Source organism: uncultured Microbulbifer sp., assembly GCF_947489355.1.
In the GTDB taxonomy this organism is placed as follows: Bacteria; Pseudomonadota; Gammaproteobacteria; order Pseudomonadales; family Cellvibrionaceae; genus Microbulbifer.
Genome location: NZ_CANLDD010000016.1, coordinates 1 through 15,484, shown reverse-complemented (window position 1 = coordinate 15,484; position 15,484 = coordinate 1). Strand labels below are relative to the sequence as shown.

14 protein-coding genes are annotated in these 15,484 nt (G+C 55.9%); 7 read left to right on the top strand and 7 right to left on the bottom strand.

Annotated elements, in window-relative coordinates; genetic code table 11:
- Nucleotides 1-119: 119 nt before the first annotated feature.
- The 3 genes from Q1A48_RS08995 to Q1A48_RS08985 form a co-directional block, all read right to left on the bottom strand.
- Nucleotides 120-950: a hypothetical protein gene (locus Q1A48_RS08995; protein ID WP_299943725.1), complete on the bottom strand. Its 831-nt coding sequence runs from the start codon at nucleotides 948-950 to the stop codon at nucleotides 120-122.
- Between the two features lie 15 nt (nucleotides 951-965).
- Nucleotides 966-1,397: a DNA polymerase III subunit chi gene (locus tag Q1A48_RS08990; RefSeq protein WP_299943722.1), complete on the bottom strand. Its 432-nt coding sequence runs from the start codon at nucleotides 1,395-1,397 to the stop codon at nucleotides 966-968.
- Between the two features lie 118 nt (nucleotides 1,398-1,515).
- Nucleotides 1,516-2,982 (bottom strand): leucyl aminopeptidase, encoded by a 1,467-nt coding sequence (locus tag Q1A48_RS08985; RefSeq protein ID WP_299943719.1) that lies wholly within the window; start codon nucleotides 2,980-2,982, stop codon nucleotides 1,516-1,518.
- Nucleotides 2,983-3,113: 131 nt separating this feature from the next.
- Between Q1A48_RS08985 and lptF the strand changes: the two genes are divergently transcribed.
- On the top strand, nucleotides 3,114-4,286 hold the full coding sequence (gene lptF, locus Q1A48_RS08980) for an LPS export ABC transporter permease LptF (protein WP_299943717.1): 1,173 nt from the start codon (nucleotides 3,114-3,116) through the stop codon (nucleotides 4,284-4,286).
- A complete protein-coding gene (lptG, locus tag Q1A48_RS08975) occupies nucleotides 4,279-5,340 on the top strand; it encodes an LPS export ABC transporter permease LptG (protein ID WP_299943714.1) in 1,062 nt (353 codons plus the stop codon). The genes lptF and lptG overlap by 8 nt, the downstream gene beginning before the upstream one ends.
- A 9-nt stretch (nucleotides 5,341-5,349) precedes the next feature.
- Here lptG and Q1A48_RS08970 read toward each other — a convergent pair whose 3' ends face one another.
- From Q1A48_RS08970 to Q1A48_RS08960, 3 genes are all read right to left on the bottom strand, one after another.
- On the bottom strand, nucleotides 5,350-5,841 hold the full coding sequence (locus Q1A48_RS08970; protein WP_299943711.1) for an RDD family protein: 492 nt from the start codon (nucleotides 5,839-5,841) through the stop codon (nucleotides 5,350-5,352).
- 72 nt (nucleotides 5,842-5,913) lie between these two features.
- A complete protein-coding gene (locus tag Q1A48_RS08965) occupies nucleotides 5,914-6,402 on the bottom strand; it encodes a hypothetical protein (protein WP_299943708.1) in 489 nt (162 codons plus the stop codon).
- 382 nt (nucleotides 6,403-6,784) lie between these two features.
- A complete protein-coding gene (locus Q1A48_RS08960; protein ID WP_299943705.1) occupies nucleotides 6,785-7,489 on the bottom strand; it encodes a class I SAM-dependent methyltransferase in 705 nt (234 codons plus the stop codon).
- An 83-nt stretch (nucleotides 7,490-7,572) separates the two neighbouring features.
- Here Q1A48_RS08960 and Q1A48_RS08955 point away from each other — a divergent pair, with 83 nt between their 5' ends.
- The 4 genes from Q1A48_RS08955 to Q1A48_RS08940 all read left to right on the top strand — a co-directional run bounded on the left by Q1A48_RS08955 (nucleotide 7,573) and on the right by Q1A48_RS08940 (nucleotide 11,043).
- Nucleotides 7,573-9,207 carry a GMC family oxidoreductase N-terminal domain-containing protein gene (locus Q1A48_RS08955; protein ID WP_299943702.1) on the top strand — a complete coding sequence of 545 codons (1,635 nt, stop codon included), beginning with the start codon at nucleotides 7,573-7,575 and terminating at the stop codon, nucleotides 9,205-9,207.
- Nucleotides 9,204-10,010 (top strand): putative RNA methyltransferase, encoded by an 807-nt coding sequence (locus tag Q1A48_RS08950; protein ID WP_299943699.1) that lies wholly within the window; start codon nucleotides 9,204-9,206, stop codon nucleotides 10,008-10,010. The genes Q1A48_RS08955 and Q1A48_RS08950 overlap by 4 nt, the downstream gene beginning before the upstream one ends.
- 153 nt (nucleotides 10,011-10,163) lie before the next feature.
- Nucleotides 10,164-10,619 carry a tRNA adenosine(34) deaminase TadA gene (tadA, locus tag Q1A48_RS08945; protein WP_299943696.1) on the top strand — a complete coding sequence of 152 codons (456 nt, stop codon included), beginning with the start codon at nucleotides 10,164-10,166 and terminating at the stop codon, nucleotides 10,617-10,619.
- A complete protein-coding gene (locus Q1A48_RS08940) occupies nucleotides 10,606-11,043 on the top strand; it encodes a potassium channel family protein (protein ID WP_299943693.1) in 438 nt (145 codons plus the stop codon). The genes tadA and Q1A48_RS08940 overlap by 14 nt, the downstream gene beginning before the upstream one ends.
- 24 nt (nucleotides 11,044-11,067) lie before the next feature.
- Here Q1A48_RS08940 and Q1A48_RS08935 read toward each other — a convergent pair whose 3' ends face one another.
- Nucleotides 11,068-12,153 (bottom strand): glycosyltransferase family 25 protein, encoded by a 1,086-nt coding sequence (locus Q1A48_RS08935; protein ID WP_299943690.1) that lies wholly within the window; start codon nucleotides 12,151-12,153, stop codon nucleotides 11,068-11,070.
- Between the two features lie 808 nt (nucleotides 12,154-12,961).
- On the opposite strand from Q1A48_RS08935, the gene Q1A48_RS08930 reads away from it, so the two are divergent.
- Nucleotides 12,962-15,010: a multicopper oxidase domain-containing protein gene (locus tag Q1A48_RS08930; RefSeq protein ID WP_299943687.1), complete on the top strand. Its 2,049-nt coding sequence runs from the start codon at nucleotides 12,962-12,964 to the stop codon at nucleotides 15,008-15,010.
- Nucleotides 15,011-15,484: the final 474 nt, after the last annotated feature.

The following is a 15,484-nucleotide window of genomic DNA, read 5'->3' as shown; positions in this document are numbered from 1 at the left end:
AACTGACAGCGGGCGCAGCGGTTTGGTCCGGGATGCCCGACCGTGGCTGCGTCGAAAAGGCGGGAATTATACCGCCGGGGGTGCGGTGGGCAAAAGGCAGGTGTTGTCCTTAGTGACGATCACTCCCAGATCTCAAGCTCATCGACCACTTTTTCGATCTGGGCACGCAACTGGCGCTCCAGTTCCGGTAGTTGCTGTGAGACCAGTTGCTCCACCAGCGCCCGGCGCTGGCGTTTTTTACCCGAAGTCTCCAGCTGGTCCGCAGGACCCTCCCGCTCGGCCATGGCCTGAGCCATCACCAGAGCCTGGGTACGGGTACCGGCACTTACTGTACTTGTGGTTTCGGGCCTGGAAGCGGTATTCGGTGCTGCCAGGCTGTTGTCTGCGGGAGGGCAGCCACCGGTCAGGCGCGCGCGAATATGGGCGGGCAGGAAGGGGTTCTCCGGTATTTCTTTGCTATTCGGCGCTTGGAGCTGTGTATCTGTGGCCCGCTCGGGGGCAGGTTCGTCGTGCTCTTCGGATACCGTATCAGTAATGGGAGCTTCCCCTCCCTTCCCGGCGAGAGTGCAGGCAGTTGTAGCCTCGCTATCCTGTCTGGGCAGGTTTTGCAAAGGGCGCAACAGAGCCAAATCGGAGTCCGCGAGCCGAACCCTGTGTTCTTCGGGCAGTTGCTCTTTGAGTGGAGAGAATAGAATGGGCAGGTCGGCGTCCTCATCCGGCGGCGCCTCCGGGGAGGTTTTGGTTTGGACATTCGCCTGCGGACGCTCCTCTTTGGCAGCGAACTCAGGGGTCTCCTGGCCGCGGGGGTTGGCCACTTGATTCAGCAGGGGAATTGCATCCGGGCCGCCACGGTCGAGCAGGGCATGCAGTGCGCTTAGCTCGTCGAGTAATTCTCTGGGCTGCCGGTGCTGCTGTCCGCGGTGCTTGTGTTTGTTCTTTCGACCGGACATGGCGGTATTGGTGATTTAGTTGCTCTGGTTGATCTTGTGGGATTTTAACGGATATCCGCGCTCGCGGAAGAGGCCGAATCGCGTGCGTGAGCGCTGCAGGGCCTGCGGTTGCTGCACGACGATCTCGGCGAGCCGTTCGAAGCGGCTAAACCAGTTGGGCACCGCGCTGCACAGGTTGATCATGAGCCCGTGGTGCGCTCCCGGATCTTCACCACAGTTGATCTCCACCGCCGCAGGGGGCTCCTCGCCCTGGGGTGCGTGGGGTACGAAGCTATCTTCGCGAAAGGTCCACAGCAACCGGTTTAGCTGCTCTGCGCGCTCCGGATGATCCACAGCCAGCAGTACACCCAGCCCTGTGCGGTACGCCTTCTCCGCCAGGCGACAGGCGAAGATATCAGCCTGCTCGATTCGTTGGGAGGAAAGAATGTAAAAGTCGATTTGGGTCATTCAGGTTGCCGGTGCATCAGTTTATTGTCCTTACTGTGGCTTCAACCTGCTGAGGCAGGCGCCCCGCGCGCGGGGTCGCCACCCATTACTGCGGGCGACTTTTTTGCGCCCGGGGTATTTATTGTCCCAGCAGGTATTCCACCAATAGGGGAACCGGACGGCCGGTAGCGCCCTTGGCGGCGCCGGATTTCCAGGCACTGCCGGCGATATCCAGATGCGCCCAGTTGTAGTCCCTGGCAAAGCGCGATAGGAAGCAGGCGGCCGTCACTGAGCCCGCTTCGCGACCACCGATATTCTGGAGGTCTGCGAAGTTGGAATCCAGAGAGGGTTGGTACTCATCCCACAGTGGCATCTGCCAGGCGCGATCGCCGGTGGTTTCGCCGGCACTCAGCAGTGCCTGGGCAAGCGCTTGGTTATTGGCATAGAGGCCGCTGGCATGGTGGCCCAGGGCGATGACACAAGCACCGGTAAGGGTGGCGATGTCAATCACAGCACGGGGTTTATACTTGCCCGCATAGGTGAGGGTGTCGCAGAGCACCAGGCGGCCCTCGGCGTCGGTATTCAGAATCTCAATGGTTTTGCCGGACATAGAGGTGACAATGTCGCCGGGCTTGCTGGCGCCCCCACTGGGCATGTTTTCGGCTGCGGCCACCAGCCCTACGACATTGATGGAGGGCTGCAGTTCGACCAGGGCGTTCATGACGCCGAATACACAGGCGGCGCCACCCATATCGTATTTCATTTCATCCATGGCCAGGCCCGGCTTGATACTGATGCCGCCACTGTCAAAGGTTATGCCCTTGCCTACGAGCACAACGGGTTTGTCACTGGCTTTGCCCCCTTTGTAATGCATGGCGATCAGCGCAGGTGGCTGGTCGCTGCCTTTGGACACGCTGAGCAGGGCGCCCATGCCCAGGGATTGCATCTTTTTCTCGTCGAGCACAGTCGCAGTCAGCTTTGCCTGTTTCTTGGCCAGCTTGCGGGCTTCTGCTGCCAGGTAGGACGGTGTACAGATATTGCCGGGCAGATCGCCCAACTCCCGGGCGACATTACTACCCAAAGCCTGGGCGGCACCCAGTTTCATACCGTCCTGCAGGGCTTTGAGCTGTTTGCGCTCCAGGGCGTGCAGTGTAAATTTTGTCAGGGGATAGGGTCTGGCATCGCTGCGGCACTGGATGAAGCGGTAGCCGGCCAGTCCCGCGGCCATGGTGACCTGCTGGGCCTGCCAGGCTTTGTTTTCGCCCTCAACCTCCAGTTCACACAGGTAGCTGATGGCATCCTTACAGTGTTTCACCCCATTGGCACTGGCCATTGCCAACTTGCGAAACTCTGCCTGAGTGAGGGGGGCTTTACCTGCGCGTACGATCAGTATGCGCTCGCTGGGGCCCTCGAAAAGATTGATCAGCTGAGTGCTGCCCAGCTTGGAGCCCAGGTCGCCGCGTTTCAGGATTTTGCCGATCACCCCCCCGGTGAGCTGGTCGAGTCTTTTGCCGCTGCTACTGAGGCCGTTTTTGGCATCTGCCGAAATAATGGAACAGGCACTGCGTTGTTTGGTGATATCTGAAACCTTGGCGGAGAACTGCATGTTTCGCTTTCCTTAAAATCTGACAGTGGATGCATGGCCCCGAGCCGAGACATAGCAAGAATTTTTAGTGATAATGCGTCGCGCTAGTTTAACCCGACCGTGTGTGGATTGCTGTACCCAGTGGGAAACTTGTGCAGTATCACACCATTGCCATCGAGGAATGTCTTCGCCCCGTGATTATCTTCCGCTATCTCTGTCGCGAGCTGCTTTTTGCCACGCTGGCAGTCAGCGCAGTCCTGCTGTTAATGGTGATGAGCGGCCGATTTGTAAAATATCTGGCGGAGGCTGCGGCAGGTGATATTTCGGCCGATATCCTTTTCTCCCTGATGGGGTTCCGCCTGCCGGGTTTTCTGGAGTTGGTATTGCCGCTGGGTTTGTTTGTTGGAATTCTCCTCGCCTACGGACGGCTCTATATAGAGAGTGAAATGACGGTGCTGCACGCTTGCGGGTTCAGCGAGTGGCGTCTGCTGATGTACACCCTGGCGCCGGCGTTGATGGTGGCTCTGCCGGTGGCTTCCATGAGTTTGTACTTCTCACCGGCAGGGGTGGAACAATCTTCGAGCCTGTTAAATGCGGAAAAAGCCCGCAATGAGTTTGACCATCTGGTGCCGAGAAAATTTGTCTCTACCGGGGATGGTCGCGCGGTGTATTACGCCGATTTCCTCAGTAAGGACAAATCCACCATGCAGGGGGTATTTCTTGCCGAGCTGGGCGACGCGGGTGCCGGGACTGAAGCGGGTCACCAGGTAGTGATTCGCGCTCGTGAAGGTGTGCAGGAGATAGATCCGGAGACGGGATTGCGCTACCTGGTATTGCGTGACGGCTACCGCTACGAGGGTGTTCCCGGTCAGCGGGATTACCGCCGGATGGCGTTTGCCAGTTATGCGGTACTGTTGGAAGCGCCGCAAATGCGCAATCGCTGGCGCGACCAGATGGAGTCGGCTTCGACTCTGCAACTGCTGGGTAGTGACGATCCCAAGGAAAAGGCCTTTCTGTACTGGCGCTTGAGCCTTCCGCTATTGGTACTGGTTGTTGCAGTATTGGCAGTGCCGCTGTCACGCACCAACCCGAGACAGGGGCGGTTTGCCAAAATGATCCCTGCGGTGCTGCTGTATATCACTTATCTGGTGACGTTGCAGGGGGTTCGCGGCGCGATTGAAGACGGCGAGATTGCCATTCCGGGGGTGATCTGGCTGGTGCATCTGCCTTTTCTGCTGCTTGGGTTGTTACTCCTCACTGGCAGAGGGTGGTGGCGCAGACCCGGACGCCTGCCGGAAGGGACAAAGGAGTCGGCAGATGCTTAAGCTGGATCTCTATATTGGGCGCACCATCGCCCTGGCAATAGGTGCCGTACTGCTGGTTATTCTCGGCCTCGATATCGTCTTTGCCATTGTCGATCAGTTGGGTGAGTTCGAGAGGGGCTATGGCTTAGCTGAGGCAGTGCAGTATGTGATCTGGACGCTACCTGCTCGAATCTATGGGCAGTTGGGTTTTTCGGCACTTGTGGGCTGTATGGTTGGACTGGGTACCCTGGCCGGTACCAGCGAACTGACCGTCATGCGCGCCGCCGGTGTGTCCATTGGCCGTATTGCCTGGGCGGTGATGAAACCGATTCTCGTGCTCATTATGTCGGGGCTCGCCCTGGCGGAGTTTGTGATTCCCAAGACCAATGCGATTGCGGAGGGCAACAAGGCCCGGGCGCTTGGTGAGCTTGAGGCCAGTGGTCTGGAGCGGGGGCTCTGGCTGAGAGACAGCGGTGAATTCGTGCACTTCAATGCCGCCTTGCCGGATGGAGCACTCTACGGGGTGACCCGCTACCAGTTCGGTGACAACCGGGAGCTGGAGAGAGTGGAATTCTCCGAGCGCGGCCAGTTTACCGGACAGCAGTGGTCGCTGGAGAACAGCCGTATTACCTCGTTTTCCGCACAAAACTCCCACAGCGCACAGTTGCCAACCAGTGCGTGGAAAGCGGAAATCTCACCGGAATTGTTTGCGCTGATTGTGCCGCTGCCCTCGGATCTCTCGCCGCGGAATCTGTGGTCCTATGCCACTTTCCTCGATCGCAAAGGGGAAGACGCCAGCCGCTATTGGCTGCAATTCTGGAAAAAACTCCTGCAGCCACTCACGATTGCCGCCCTGGTGATGGTGGCTATTTCCTTTATATTCGGTCCACTCCGGGAAGTGACCACCGGGCTTCGGGTCTTTGCCGGCATTATTGTGGGCATCGTTTTCCAGACCGTGCAGGATATGCTCGGCCCCTCCTCGCTAGTGTTTGGCTTCCCGCCATTTCTCGCGGTACTACTGCCGATCGTGCTGTGCTTTGCCGCTGGCTGGTTATTGCTCAAGCGTGCGCGCTGAGCAGGCGGGCTATTTTTGCTTCTTGGGCAGCAGGCGCACCTGGGACTTGGAGATCAGATCGTGCCAGCTGGCCTTATCCGGCCTGGCCCAAGCGGAAAAATAGCCGAGGCCCAGGCAGGCGATAGAGAGAGGGCCCACTGTGGCACGCAGGAGGCATTGCCCCCAGGTCAATTGGGTGCCGTCTGGGTTGGCCAACAACAGCCGCCAGGCACGCATGCCGACTGTTTGTCCCGCCGCACGCCACGACCAGAAAAAATAACCGGCAATAACCGCCACTGCACCCAGTTGGAAGAGGGGGCCACCCACGCAGGGGCTGTAATCGAGGGTTTCCGGTTGGCAATTCAATCCCCCGAACACCGATGCCACAGGTAGGGCGACAAAGCCGTAGACCATCATTAGACCCGTCAAAATCAGGAGGTCGTAAAGCAGTGCCGCCAGGCGCCGTCCGACACCGGCGATGGGCAGTTTCGGGAACGAGGTCGCACGGGTTGAGGTACTCAAGGTTGTCTCCGCCAATACCAGTTGGCGGAGATTCTAACAAACTTGGGGGCAATCAGGAGGGGCCTTCAAGCGCTAAAACTCATACTCAAAGGAAAAACGAAACTTGTCGTTGGAGAGTCTGATGTCGTAATCGATGACACTGCTGATTTTACCTTGATGGGTGGTATAGCGAAGCAGGCTGTTCTGCACAGTCCGCTTGTTGTGCTGTTTGTAGGTTTCCCAGCCCATTTTCAGGATTTTGGAAAGCACTTTGCCGCCGGTAGTGGGACGGAATTCATCCGGGTTGGTATGCATTTGCAGCCACTGGTAGTTAAGGCGTCGCTGCACGCCGCTCATGGTGTTATTCCTGAGGTAATCTGCGGCCTGGAATAAGGCCGTGTTATCCATGGCAAAGGCACTGTCGGAGAAAAATACGCTTTCCGATTGTATATTCAGTGCCTGGTGGGAATCGGGGATAAACAGGTCGTCGGCGGAGCAGAGGCAGCAGGCGGGAAGTAAGAGTAGTCCGAATGTCTTTGCCAGGGTGCTGTGCAAACTGATTCGGAAACTGCAGAGTACCATTCTATCTCCCCCAAAGGCATGACGATTCACTTAGGTGGCCGCAAGCGGTGGTTGAATTAATTATGGGACACCTATGTCAATGTGTTTTCCTGTATTAATTAGGCGGCTGTTGCAACTTTTCATACTGGACAGTCGGGAAATGGCAGTTCCTTCCCCGGAGACCGCATGAATTGGGGAGTTTTCCATTTTTGTCCAAGGGGTCGGATCTGTGAGCAGGATGGCGCCAAGGTTTTTTTATTATTTTTTTGATATTGTGGCGCCAGACTTGATGAAAAATTGATCTTGTGCACCGGGTCGGTCGATCTTGGCGGCCGCCCGGTCTATCGTTTCCACAGAGCATCTGGCGTGCATCGTATCTATACTGAGAGGCCAGTAAAGCCCTTCAGGGCGAAACGCCGGTGTCAGATTTAAGCTGTCCACACAGGATCAGGGAGGCGGGTTTGCCTGTATCCGGATGGAGAGGCTCCTGTAGCGCAGTCAATGCGAAACCATTGTCGATAAACAGTCTGACCCAGCTCGACAGCGTACGAAAATACCAGGGTGGTGTATCTGCAAAGCACCCTTCAATGCCCTCCCAGGTTCCCGCCCTCCAGCCGTCCCGATAGCAGAATTCGCCGCAACAGAGCGGGGGATGTAAAGTTTGCACCACCAGATGTCCTCCCGGATACAGCAGTTCTCTCGCCTCTGTGAAGAAACCCTTTATGGACTCACCAAACAGTGAGAAATTGCACACCGCCAGGTCAAAGTCTCGCTGTAGAGTGCTGGCGCATAAATTATCGTAACAAAGCAGCCGAAACTCCTGGTGTTTTCCCGCGCGGTGCTGTGCCACTTCGATCAGCCGGGCGACGCCATCGATGCCGCAGACCTCAATCCCCTCTGCCGCAAGGGCCCGGGCCAGCCAGCCCTCCCCGCAACCCACATCCAACACGCTTTTGGGTTTGCACGCCCGCACCGCATCGATAATTGCCTGGTCGGTTACCCGCCTGCGGCTGGGGATTGCGGCCTCTTCTATTACCCGCACCCACTCTCTGGCATTTTTGTGCCAACTCTGCAGGATTTTCCTATCGCTGAATTCGCAATCCCTCACAATGGATTCCCCGCCTGGCTGTTATTCGCTTCTGGTTGAGTGTACCGTCGTGGGAAATCCAGTTGCAAAGGGGCCACGCTCTTATGTCTGCTCAAATGGTGTTTGATTATGTGATCGTAGGTGCCGGTTCTGCCGGCTGTGTACTGGCCAACCGACTGAGCGCCGATGAGCAACACCGGGTTTGCCTGCTGGAGGCAGGGCCATCCGATAGCAGTCCGCTGATTTCAATGCCTTTGGGTATCGGTCACCTGCTGCCGGGTACCCGCTACAACCTTCACCACTACACCGAGCCCCAGGTGCATTTGCTGAATCGCCGCCTGTTCTGGCCGCGGGGACGCACTCTGGGCGGCAGCAGCGCTATCAATGCCATGGTTTATATTCGCGGTAGTGGTGAGGACTATGATGCCTGGGAGGCTGCCGGCAACCCCGGTTGGGGGTGGCGGAACCTGTTGCCGTACTTCCTTTTGGCCGAGGGCAATGAACGGGGAAGCGATGCCCACCACAGCGGCTATGGCCCCCTGTCTGTTGCGGACTTGAAGTGGAAGACGGAGGCGGGGCAGGCATTTGTTCGGGCTGCGCAGTCCGCGGGGCACAGGCTTAACCCGGATTTCAATGGCAGTCAGCAGTCGGGCGTCGGTTTTTATCAGGTCACCCAGCGCAGGGGGCGTCGCTGTTCTGCGGCTGCAGCGTATTTGCATCCGGTCAAGAGACGGCCGAATTTGCGTATCCGTACCCGAAGCCCGGTTGCCCGCCTGATTTTAAGGGGAGACAGGGCGGCGGGGGTGGAATTGATCAACGGCAAGCAGATTCTGGCCAACAAGGAGGTTCTGCTCTGTGCCGGGGCGATCCAGTCTCCACAGATTCTCCTGCTTTCCGGCATTGGCCCACAGGAAGAACTGAGCAAATTCGACCTGCTGCCCCAGAATCATTTGCCCGGTGTCGGGAAGAATCTGCAGGATCACCTGGATATCACCCAGGTCATGGAGGCGTCGGCGCCGGTGAGCTTTTCTGAGTCTTTGTGGCCCAAACTGCAAAGCGCCTTGCGCGCGCCCGAGTATTGGTTTCTGAATCGGGGACCGCTCACCAGTAACGTGGCCGAAGCCGGGGGATTTGCCAGCTCCACCCTGGCCAACGGCTGTCCGGATATTCAATTTCATCTGACTGCGGCACCGCTATTTCATCACGGCCTGATCAAGAAGCCCGGGTACGGGTATTCCCTGCACGCCTGTGCGCTGCGCCCCAGAAGCCGCGGAGAAATCACCCTGGATACGCAAGATCCGCGGGCGCTGCCGCGTATTCAGCCCCGTTATCTCAGTGAGGCCGAGGACCTGCAGGTGATGTTGGAGGCATTTGAGATGGCCAGGGATATTCTCTCCCAGAAGGATTTACTGCGCTATCAGAAACGCCACTGGCTGCCGGAGCAAAAGCTCACTAGCAAGGCTGCTATAGAACACTATATTCGCCAGAATGCAGAGACCATCTACCACCCGGCGGGGACCTGCAAAATGGGCAATGACGAACTTGCCGTGGTTGATGCAGAGTTAAAAGTGTATGGGGTGGATGGACTGAGGGTTGTGGACGCCTCCATAATGCCCACCCTGATCAGCGGCAACACCAATGCGCCTGTGATCGCCATTGCGGAAAAGGCGGCGGATCTTATCCTGCAGCGCGATTCGCTGTCATTGATGAAGCATATACAACATCAGGAAACTGAATGATCTGGCAATGTCCTCTCTGTGCAAAGCCATTGATACCCGATAATAAGCGCTGGCACTGCAGTAACCGGCACAGTTTCGACTGTGCCCGCGAGGGATATGTCAATCTTCTGCCCGTGTACCGCAAACGCTGTAAAGAACCCGGGGATTCGGCACAGATGCTGCGCGCGCGGCGGCGCTTTCTCAAGGCGGGACACTACCGCCCGCTGGTAGAGGCGATTACAGCGCTGCTTCCCTATAAACCGGGAGGCAACCTGTTGGATATCGGTTGTGGCGAGGGCTATTATCTGCGCCAATTGGAGTCTGCCGGCTGGCACGGGCACGCGCTTGCCGGGGTGGATATTGCCAAGTTTGGGGTGCGTATGGCGGCCAAGTCGGACAGCGGCGCCCAGTTTGTCGTGGCGAGCAATGTCAATTTGCCAGTTGCCTCGGATAGCGTGGACCACCTGTTGCGTATTTTTGCACCAGCACCGGATAGCGAAATGTTGCGGGTCATAAAAGCCGGGGGATGTCTGTTGGATGTCTCCCCCGGCCCGGATCATCTATGGACCCTGAAAGGCCGACTGTATAAAGAGCCGCGCAAGCACCCTGTGCCCAGGGTTGTGAAAGGGCTTTATCCCGAAGTGGATCTGCGTTGCTGCTTTCCACTTGAGCTGCGAGGCTGTGCGGCAATTGCCGACTTCCTCGCCATGACACCGCTCGCCTGGAGGGGAAATCGGGAGGTCCGTGCTGCATTGGCTCAGCAGGACAGCCTGACACTGGAAGCCGACTTTATCGTACGCCGTTTTATTAACCCTGCATCCTGATAGCGTTTTCACGGCCTGTCTGGTGATCGCTATTGAAATATCGGTACAATTGCCGGAGCTGCCCGTATCCCAGGGCGCGTGTCATTCCCTCGGTGGCATTAAGACCCACCTCAGGGCTGTACATGGGTGAAGCAGAGGTAACAAGAAAGATTCATGGCAACACCAAAAGATTACGGATTTATGCGCAGAGCCCTGGATCTGGCAGAAATTGCTGCCTCGCGTGGCGAGGTGCCGGTAGGGGCGGTTTTGGTGCATGACGGTAAGGTAATCGGTGAGGGCAGCAATCGCCCTATCGGAGACTGCGATCCCAGCGCTCACGCGGAAATTGTCGCCTTGCGCCACGCTGCCGCAGGGCTGCAAAATTACCGTCTGCCAAATACTACGCTGTATGTAACCATCGAGCCCTGCACCATGTGTTTTGGTGCATTGGTGCATGCGCGGGTGCGGCGCCTGGTCTACGGTGCCTGCGAACCCCGCGCAGGCGTTGTAGAGAGTCACTTAAGTTTGGGCCAGATGGACTTTTTCAATCATAAAATTTATATAGAATCCGGGATTATGGCTGAGGAAGCGGGAAGACTGGTGCGCGAGTTTTTTTATGATCGACGCTGAAACAGCCTTTGCCTTTGTGATCAATTGCATTGTTACCGCGGCCGTCGTGCTGATTCACCAGACAGTACTCAATGTGCTCGCTCGTATCGGGCAATGGCACTCCCTGCGGTACAATGTGGGGCTTATGATCGGGGTATTTGGCGCACTGCTGGCCCATGTGGCGGAGATCTGGCTGTTCGCCTACAGCTATTACTTTATGGTGAATTCACCGTATTTTGGCACACTGATTGGTAACTTTAATGGCAGCCTGCTGGACTGTGCCTATTTCTCATTCACCACTTACACTTCACTCGGTTTCGGGGATATCGAACCGCACGGGCACCTGCGTTTTACTGCGGGTCTGGAGGCGCTGACGGGATTGATGATGATTACCTGGACCGCTTCGTTTATGTTCGTGAAAATGCAAAGGCACTGGGAGAGCTAGCACTGCCGCTCTCTGAAGCGGGTGTCAGGGTTTTATTCTCATCGTGCGCCCGGTACGTCGATGGGGTTTTTGTGCCGGATAGAATGCGCGCGTATGGCGGATCAGATAGTAATGCCGCCCGACACTGCGCCACAGTTTTCCAATAGGGTGCAACCAGTACAGCCATGAGGTGACCTTGGTCCTGCCCATATTGGACTTCACGATGCTGGAAGCGTGTTCGGTCTCCCACAGCAAATGTGGTTCGACGCCATACAGGTGCAGATCGAATTGCCAGAAGTGATCAAAAACTTTGTCGATGGGTTTCAAGATACGGTTGGCATAATTCAACACTTTCTGCATCCCCTCCCGGTTGATGAGGTATCCCTGGGCTCCGCACCAGCCGCGCTCGGGGCGCACAAGTTTGTGGATACCATCCCCCAGGATTTTTACTACCCGGCGCTTCCTGAGCTTGAGCCCCATCAGGCGGATCATCTCCACCTCGGGGGGCAGGCGCTCCAGCTCTGCCAGGACCCTGCCAAAATCCGGCTCCAGCTGTACATCGTCCTCCAGAATACAGATCCTGTTGAATCCGGCCCGGTATGCGCGGTTTATGGTGCGAAGGTGGGCCAGATAGCAGCCGATTTCAGAACTTGTCAGCTCGCATAAGTGGCGCCAGCGGGTGGCTGCATTGGCGATATATTCACCCGTTTCAAGCTGGGGAAAATCCGTGCGGCCGTCGATACCGGCAACAAGACCAGTGCGCAGACGCTGGCTCCTAAGGACGTCCAGCAGGCCGTGTACACCCTCACCTCGGGGATGGAGAGTGATCACCCAGCAGGGGGTTTGGGCGATATAAGCGGTGACTTTTTGCGCCCGACGCTCCAGTGTCGAGGGGCTGGGCGGAGGTCGTCGCAGTCGCTGGTTATGCTGGGAAACTCTGGGTTTCCGTCTCCCGCCAGGCTTTGCCAGCGCTTGCATCTGTCGGGCGTTGGATGGCGCCGCTTGGCGGCCGGCGCTTCTACGGGGGGGGATTGCTGCCCATGGGGTTGGGGGATAGCAAGGACTGGGCCTGCCGGCGGCTTGAAGGGTGAACTGGCGCTTCAACTCTTGCCAGTACTGCTGGAGCATCATGGCTGGCTTCTACTATCCGCCAACAGATAGAGCCACGGGTTGGTACAGCACCACAATTCAGGTGGGGCGGTGTATGACATGGGAGGGTCCCCTGTATCTGCCACAAGACACCTGAGCACCGGGGAGTTCTACTATCCGGGCTCGGAGTAGTCTGATAACAACCTGTCCAGGTGTGTTCCCTATTGCCCCCTGGCATTGTCTTTCTAGAAGCAGCCCATTTTCACTCAACGCACTCTCCATGCGGCCGATGTCGCAACTACAATTGGATACTAATGTTTGACTTTGGGGTCGGGTGTTTTTTGTGCTACCGCTGCCAGTATTGCTGGGGGATGGTCGTTGTTCTCTCCCCTGACACAAGCGATAGCCGGTCTGGTGAATGGGCATTGGCAGGGCGGGTGACCGGCAGTGCAGCGTTTGCAGGTCTGTGTGGACTGTTGGTGCGCGGAGTATGTGTTCCGTGATTCTTGGTTCGTTTTTTAATATCTACACAGTGATCGAATACATCAATGCAATCATGCACGATTGCCATGGCAATCGTTGTGGATAAAGCCCCTGGGAATCAGTAACAAGAGCGTCAAAAATTTCCGGGCAATCAAGAGGCAGGGAGCAAAATGGACCGGGGTACGCATGGCATACTTTTTGAGAAAATAAAAAATTGAGTGATAAGAGAAAAAATGGCTCTTATTGTACAAGTTGCCGACTAATTTTTCCGGCTTGTTCAAGATGTGCCCTTGTCAGTTAGGGCTGGGTGTGTTTTAGAGATAGCAACATGAAAATTCTGCTTTTATGGATAAGTTGGATTCTGCTGATGTTGATATCACTGCCGACGTTATCAAAACGTGTGGAATACACCTTGGTGGTGGATCGTGAGCCCAGAAGTATTACAGGAAAAACAGTGCAGGCGATCACCATTAACAGCCAGCTACCTGGTCCGACACTGGAATTTATCGAAGGTGATTACGCTGTAATGCATGTGGAAAACCACATGGAAAAACCCATTACAATCCACTGGCACGGCCTTTTGGTGCCCGACAATATGGATGGTGTGCCCTATGTAACCAATGTCCCCATTATGCCTGGCACTGCTTTCACCTATGAATTCCCGATCAAGCAGAGCGGCACTTATTGGTATCATTCGCACTTTGGGTTGCAGGAGCAGTACGGTCTGACTGGTCCTATCATTATTCACCCCAAAGAGCGCCCTCCCAATGCACCAGTTGATCAGATCATTATGCTGGCGGATTGGAATGATGAGCGCCCGGAAGAGACACTGCGAAAGCTCAAACGCGATAACGAAGGCTTTGCCATCCGCACCGGTAACTCGCAAACCCTGGTTGGCGCCATTCGGGCGGGAACCATCGATAATGTGACTAAACGCAACCTGTATTCCCTGATCAATGCGGAGGTTTCCGATATCGCTTACGACAGGGTCATCACCAATGGCCGAAAGGACTGGGTTGTGGATCAGCCAGCCGGTCGGCAGGTCCGGTTGCGGGTTATTAATGGCAGTACTTCCACATATTTTTACCTGAACTATGCAGGCGGTCCAATGACCGTTATTGCTGCTGATGGCCAGGATATTGAACCGATTGAGTTGGAGCGGATGTTGATTGCCGTCGCGGAGACCTACGACATACTGGTCACGGTGCCCGAGGGCAAAAGCCTGGAGTTTCGCGCCACCAATTACGATGGTTCCAACCATACATCCAGTTGGATCGGGCGTGGCGAAAAAGTCTATGCGCTGGCTATCGAGAAACCGAATATCTATACCTATGCAGCCAACGTGGGCACTGAAATGATTCAGCGTATCCAGAAGAAGCATAAAAGCCCCGGGGGGATGCCTAAATCAGATATGGGGCATATCACTAATATCGAGGGCCCCATATTGACCGGTGGCGATGCGCAACAACGTCCACCAGCCCCTTACCAGCAACTGCGCTCAGTCACTTCCACCGCCCTGCCCAAACACGCCCCTACCCGTATTGTGAAATTGATGCTGACCGGTGATATGAAACGCTATGTGTGGTCCATGAATGGCAAAACCCTGAGTGAAGATGCCTATATCAAGATCAAGAAAGGAGAAAATGTGCGGTTTGTGTTGGTAAACAACACCATGATGCGCCACCCCATGCACCTGCATGGCCACTTTTTCCGGGTGGTGAATGGCCAGGGCGATTATTCGCCCCTAAAACACACGGTGGATGTGGCACCGATGAACACCACCATGATCGAATTTAAAGCCAACGAGGAGAAAGACTGGTTCTTCCACTGCCATATTCTGTATCACCTGGAGTCAGGTATGGCGCGAATCGTTCACTACGAAGGCACGGAAGTGTCCCCGGAAATTCAGGCGATTCGCTATAAAGCACTGGAAGGCCCCTGGTATGCCTGGGCGGATATTGGCCTGCAGACCAATATGAACACAGGCTTCATGATAACGCGCAACAATCGTAACGATGTATTTCTGACCTGGGAGAGCAACTGGGACAACGAGTATCAAGCAACGCTCGGGTACTATCGCTTTGTGAACCGCTTTTTCTCCGGTTTTGCGGGCATTAATACCGATACCGATCTTGACCCCCACCGCACCCGTGCCGTGGCAGGCTTCTACTGTCTTTTGCCTTTCAAAATTAATGCCCTGTTGTGGGCGGATGACCGCGGCAACGGACGGATCACGATTAGTCGAGAGCTGGCGATTATTGACCGGTTCGGGTTAGGTTTTGAGTACGAGTACGATTCCTTCTCCAAATCCGAATACGTCGTGGAACTCACTTATTGGCATTCGGATTTTTTATCCTTTGCTGCCAGCTATCACAATGAATATCACGGTGGCGTGGGTGTGTTACTCCGGTTTTGAAGTTTGTTTTGCGCATGCTCCTCCCCGTATAAGCACTCCGCTCAATGGTTTGATCAGTGAGATAAAGGTGCTATCTGAACTCCTGAAAATTCCTGTCTGGTGGAGTTCTTAGAGCACGGCATTCATGCCGGTAGTGGATTTGGCTTTGGAAACTCTATAGTCGGTAAAATGACGCTGCGAGCAAAACCCAAAGGCAGGGGAACAATCAGGCTGGCTATGTGAATACTACCCGGCCTACCGGTCAGCCTCACCCTTGGCGGCAGTGGCTTACAAGACCAAGCTGTATACACATACAGTATTTGAGTAGTGCCCCCTGAATGAGACGCCTTTCCTTATATGGCTGTAGCATTGCTTGCAGCTTCCCGTCCCCAGCAGATGATCACAAAGAGCCCAGCCTTAGGGGCTGTTCCCGTTTCACATGGGTAGCCATAGGAAGGCACAAGCCATAGCTACTGTGCTTTGATAGCACCTCTT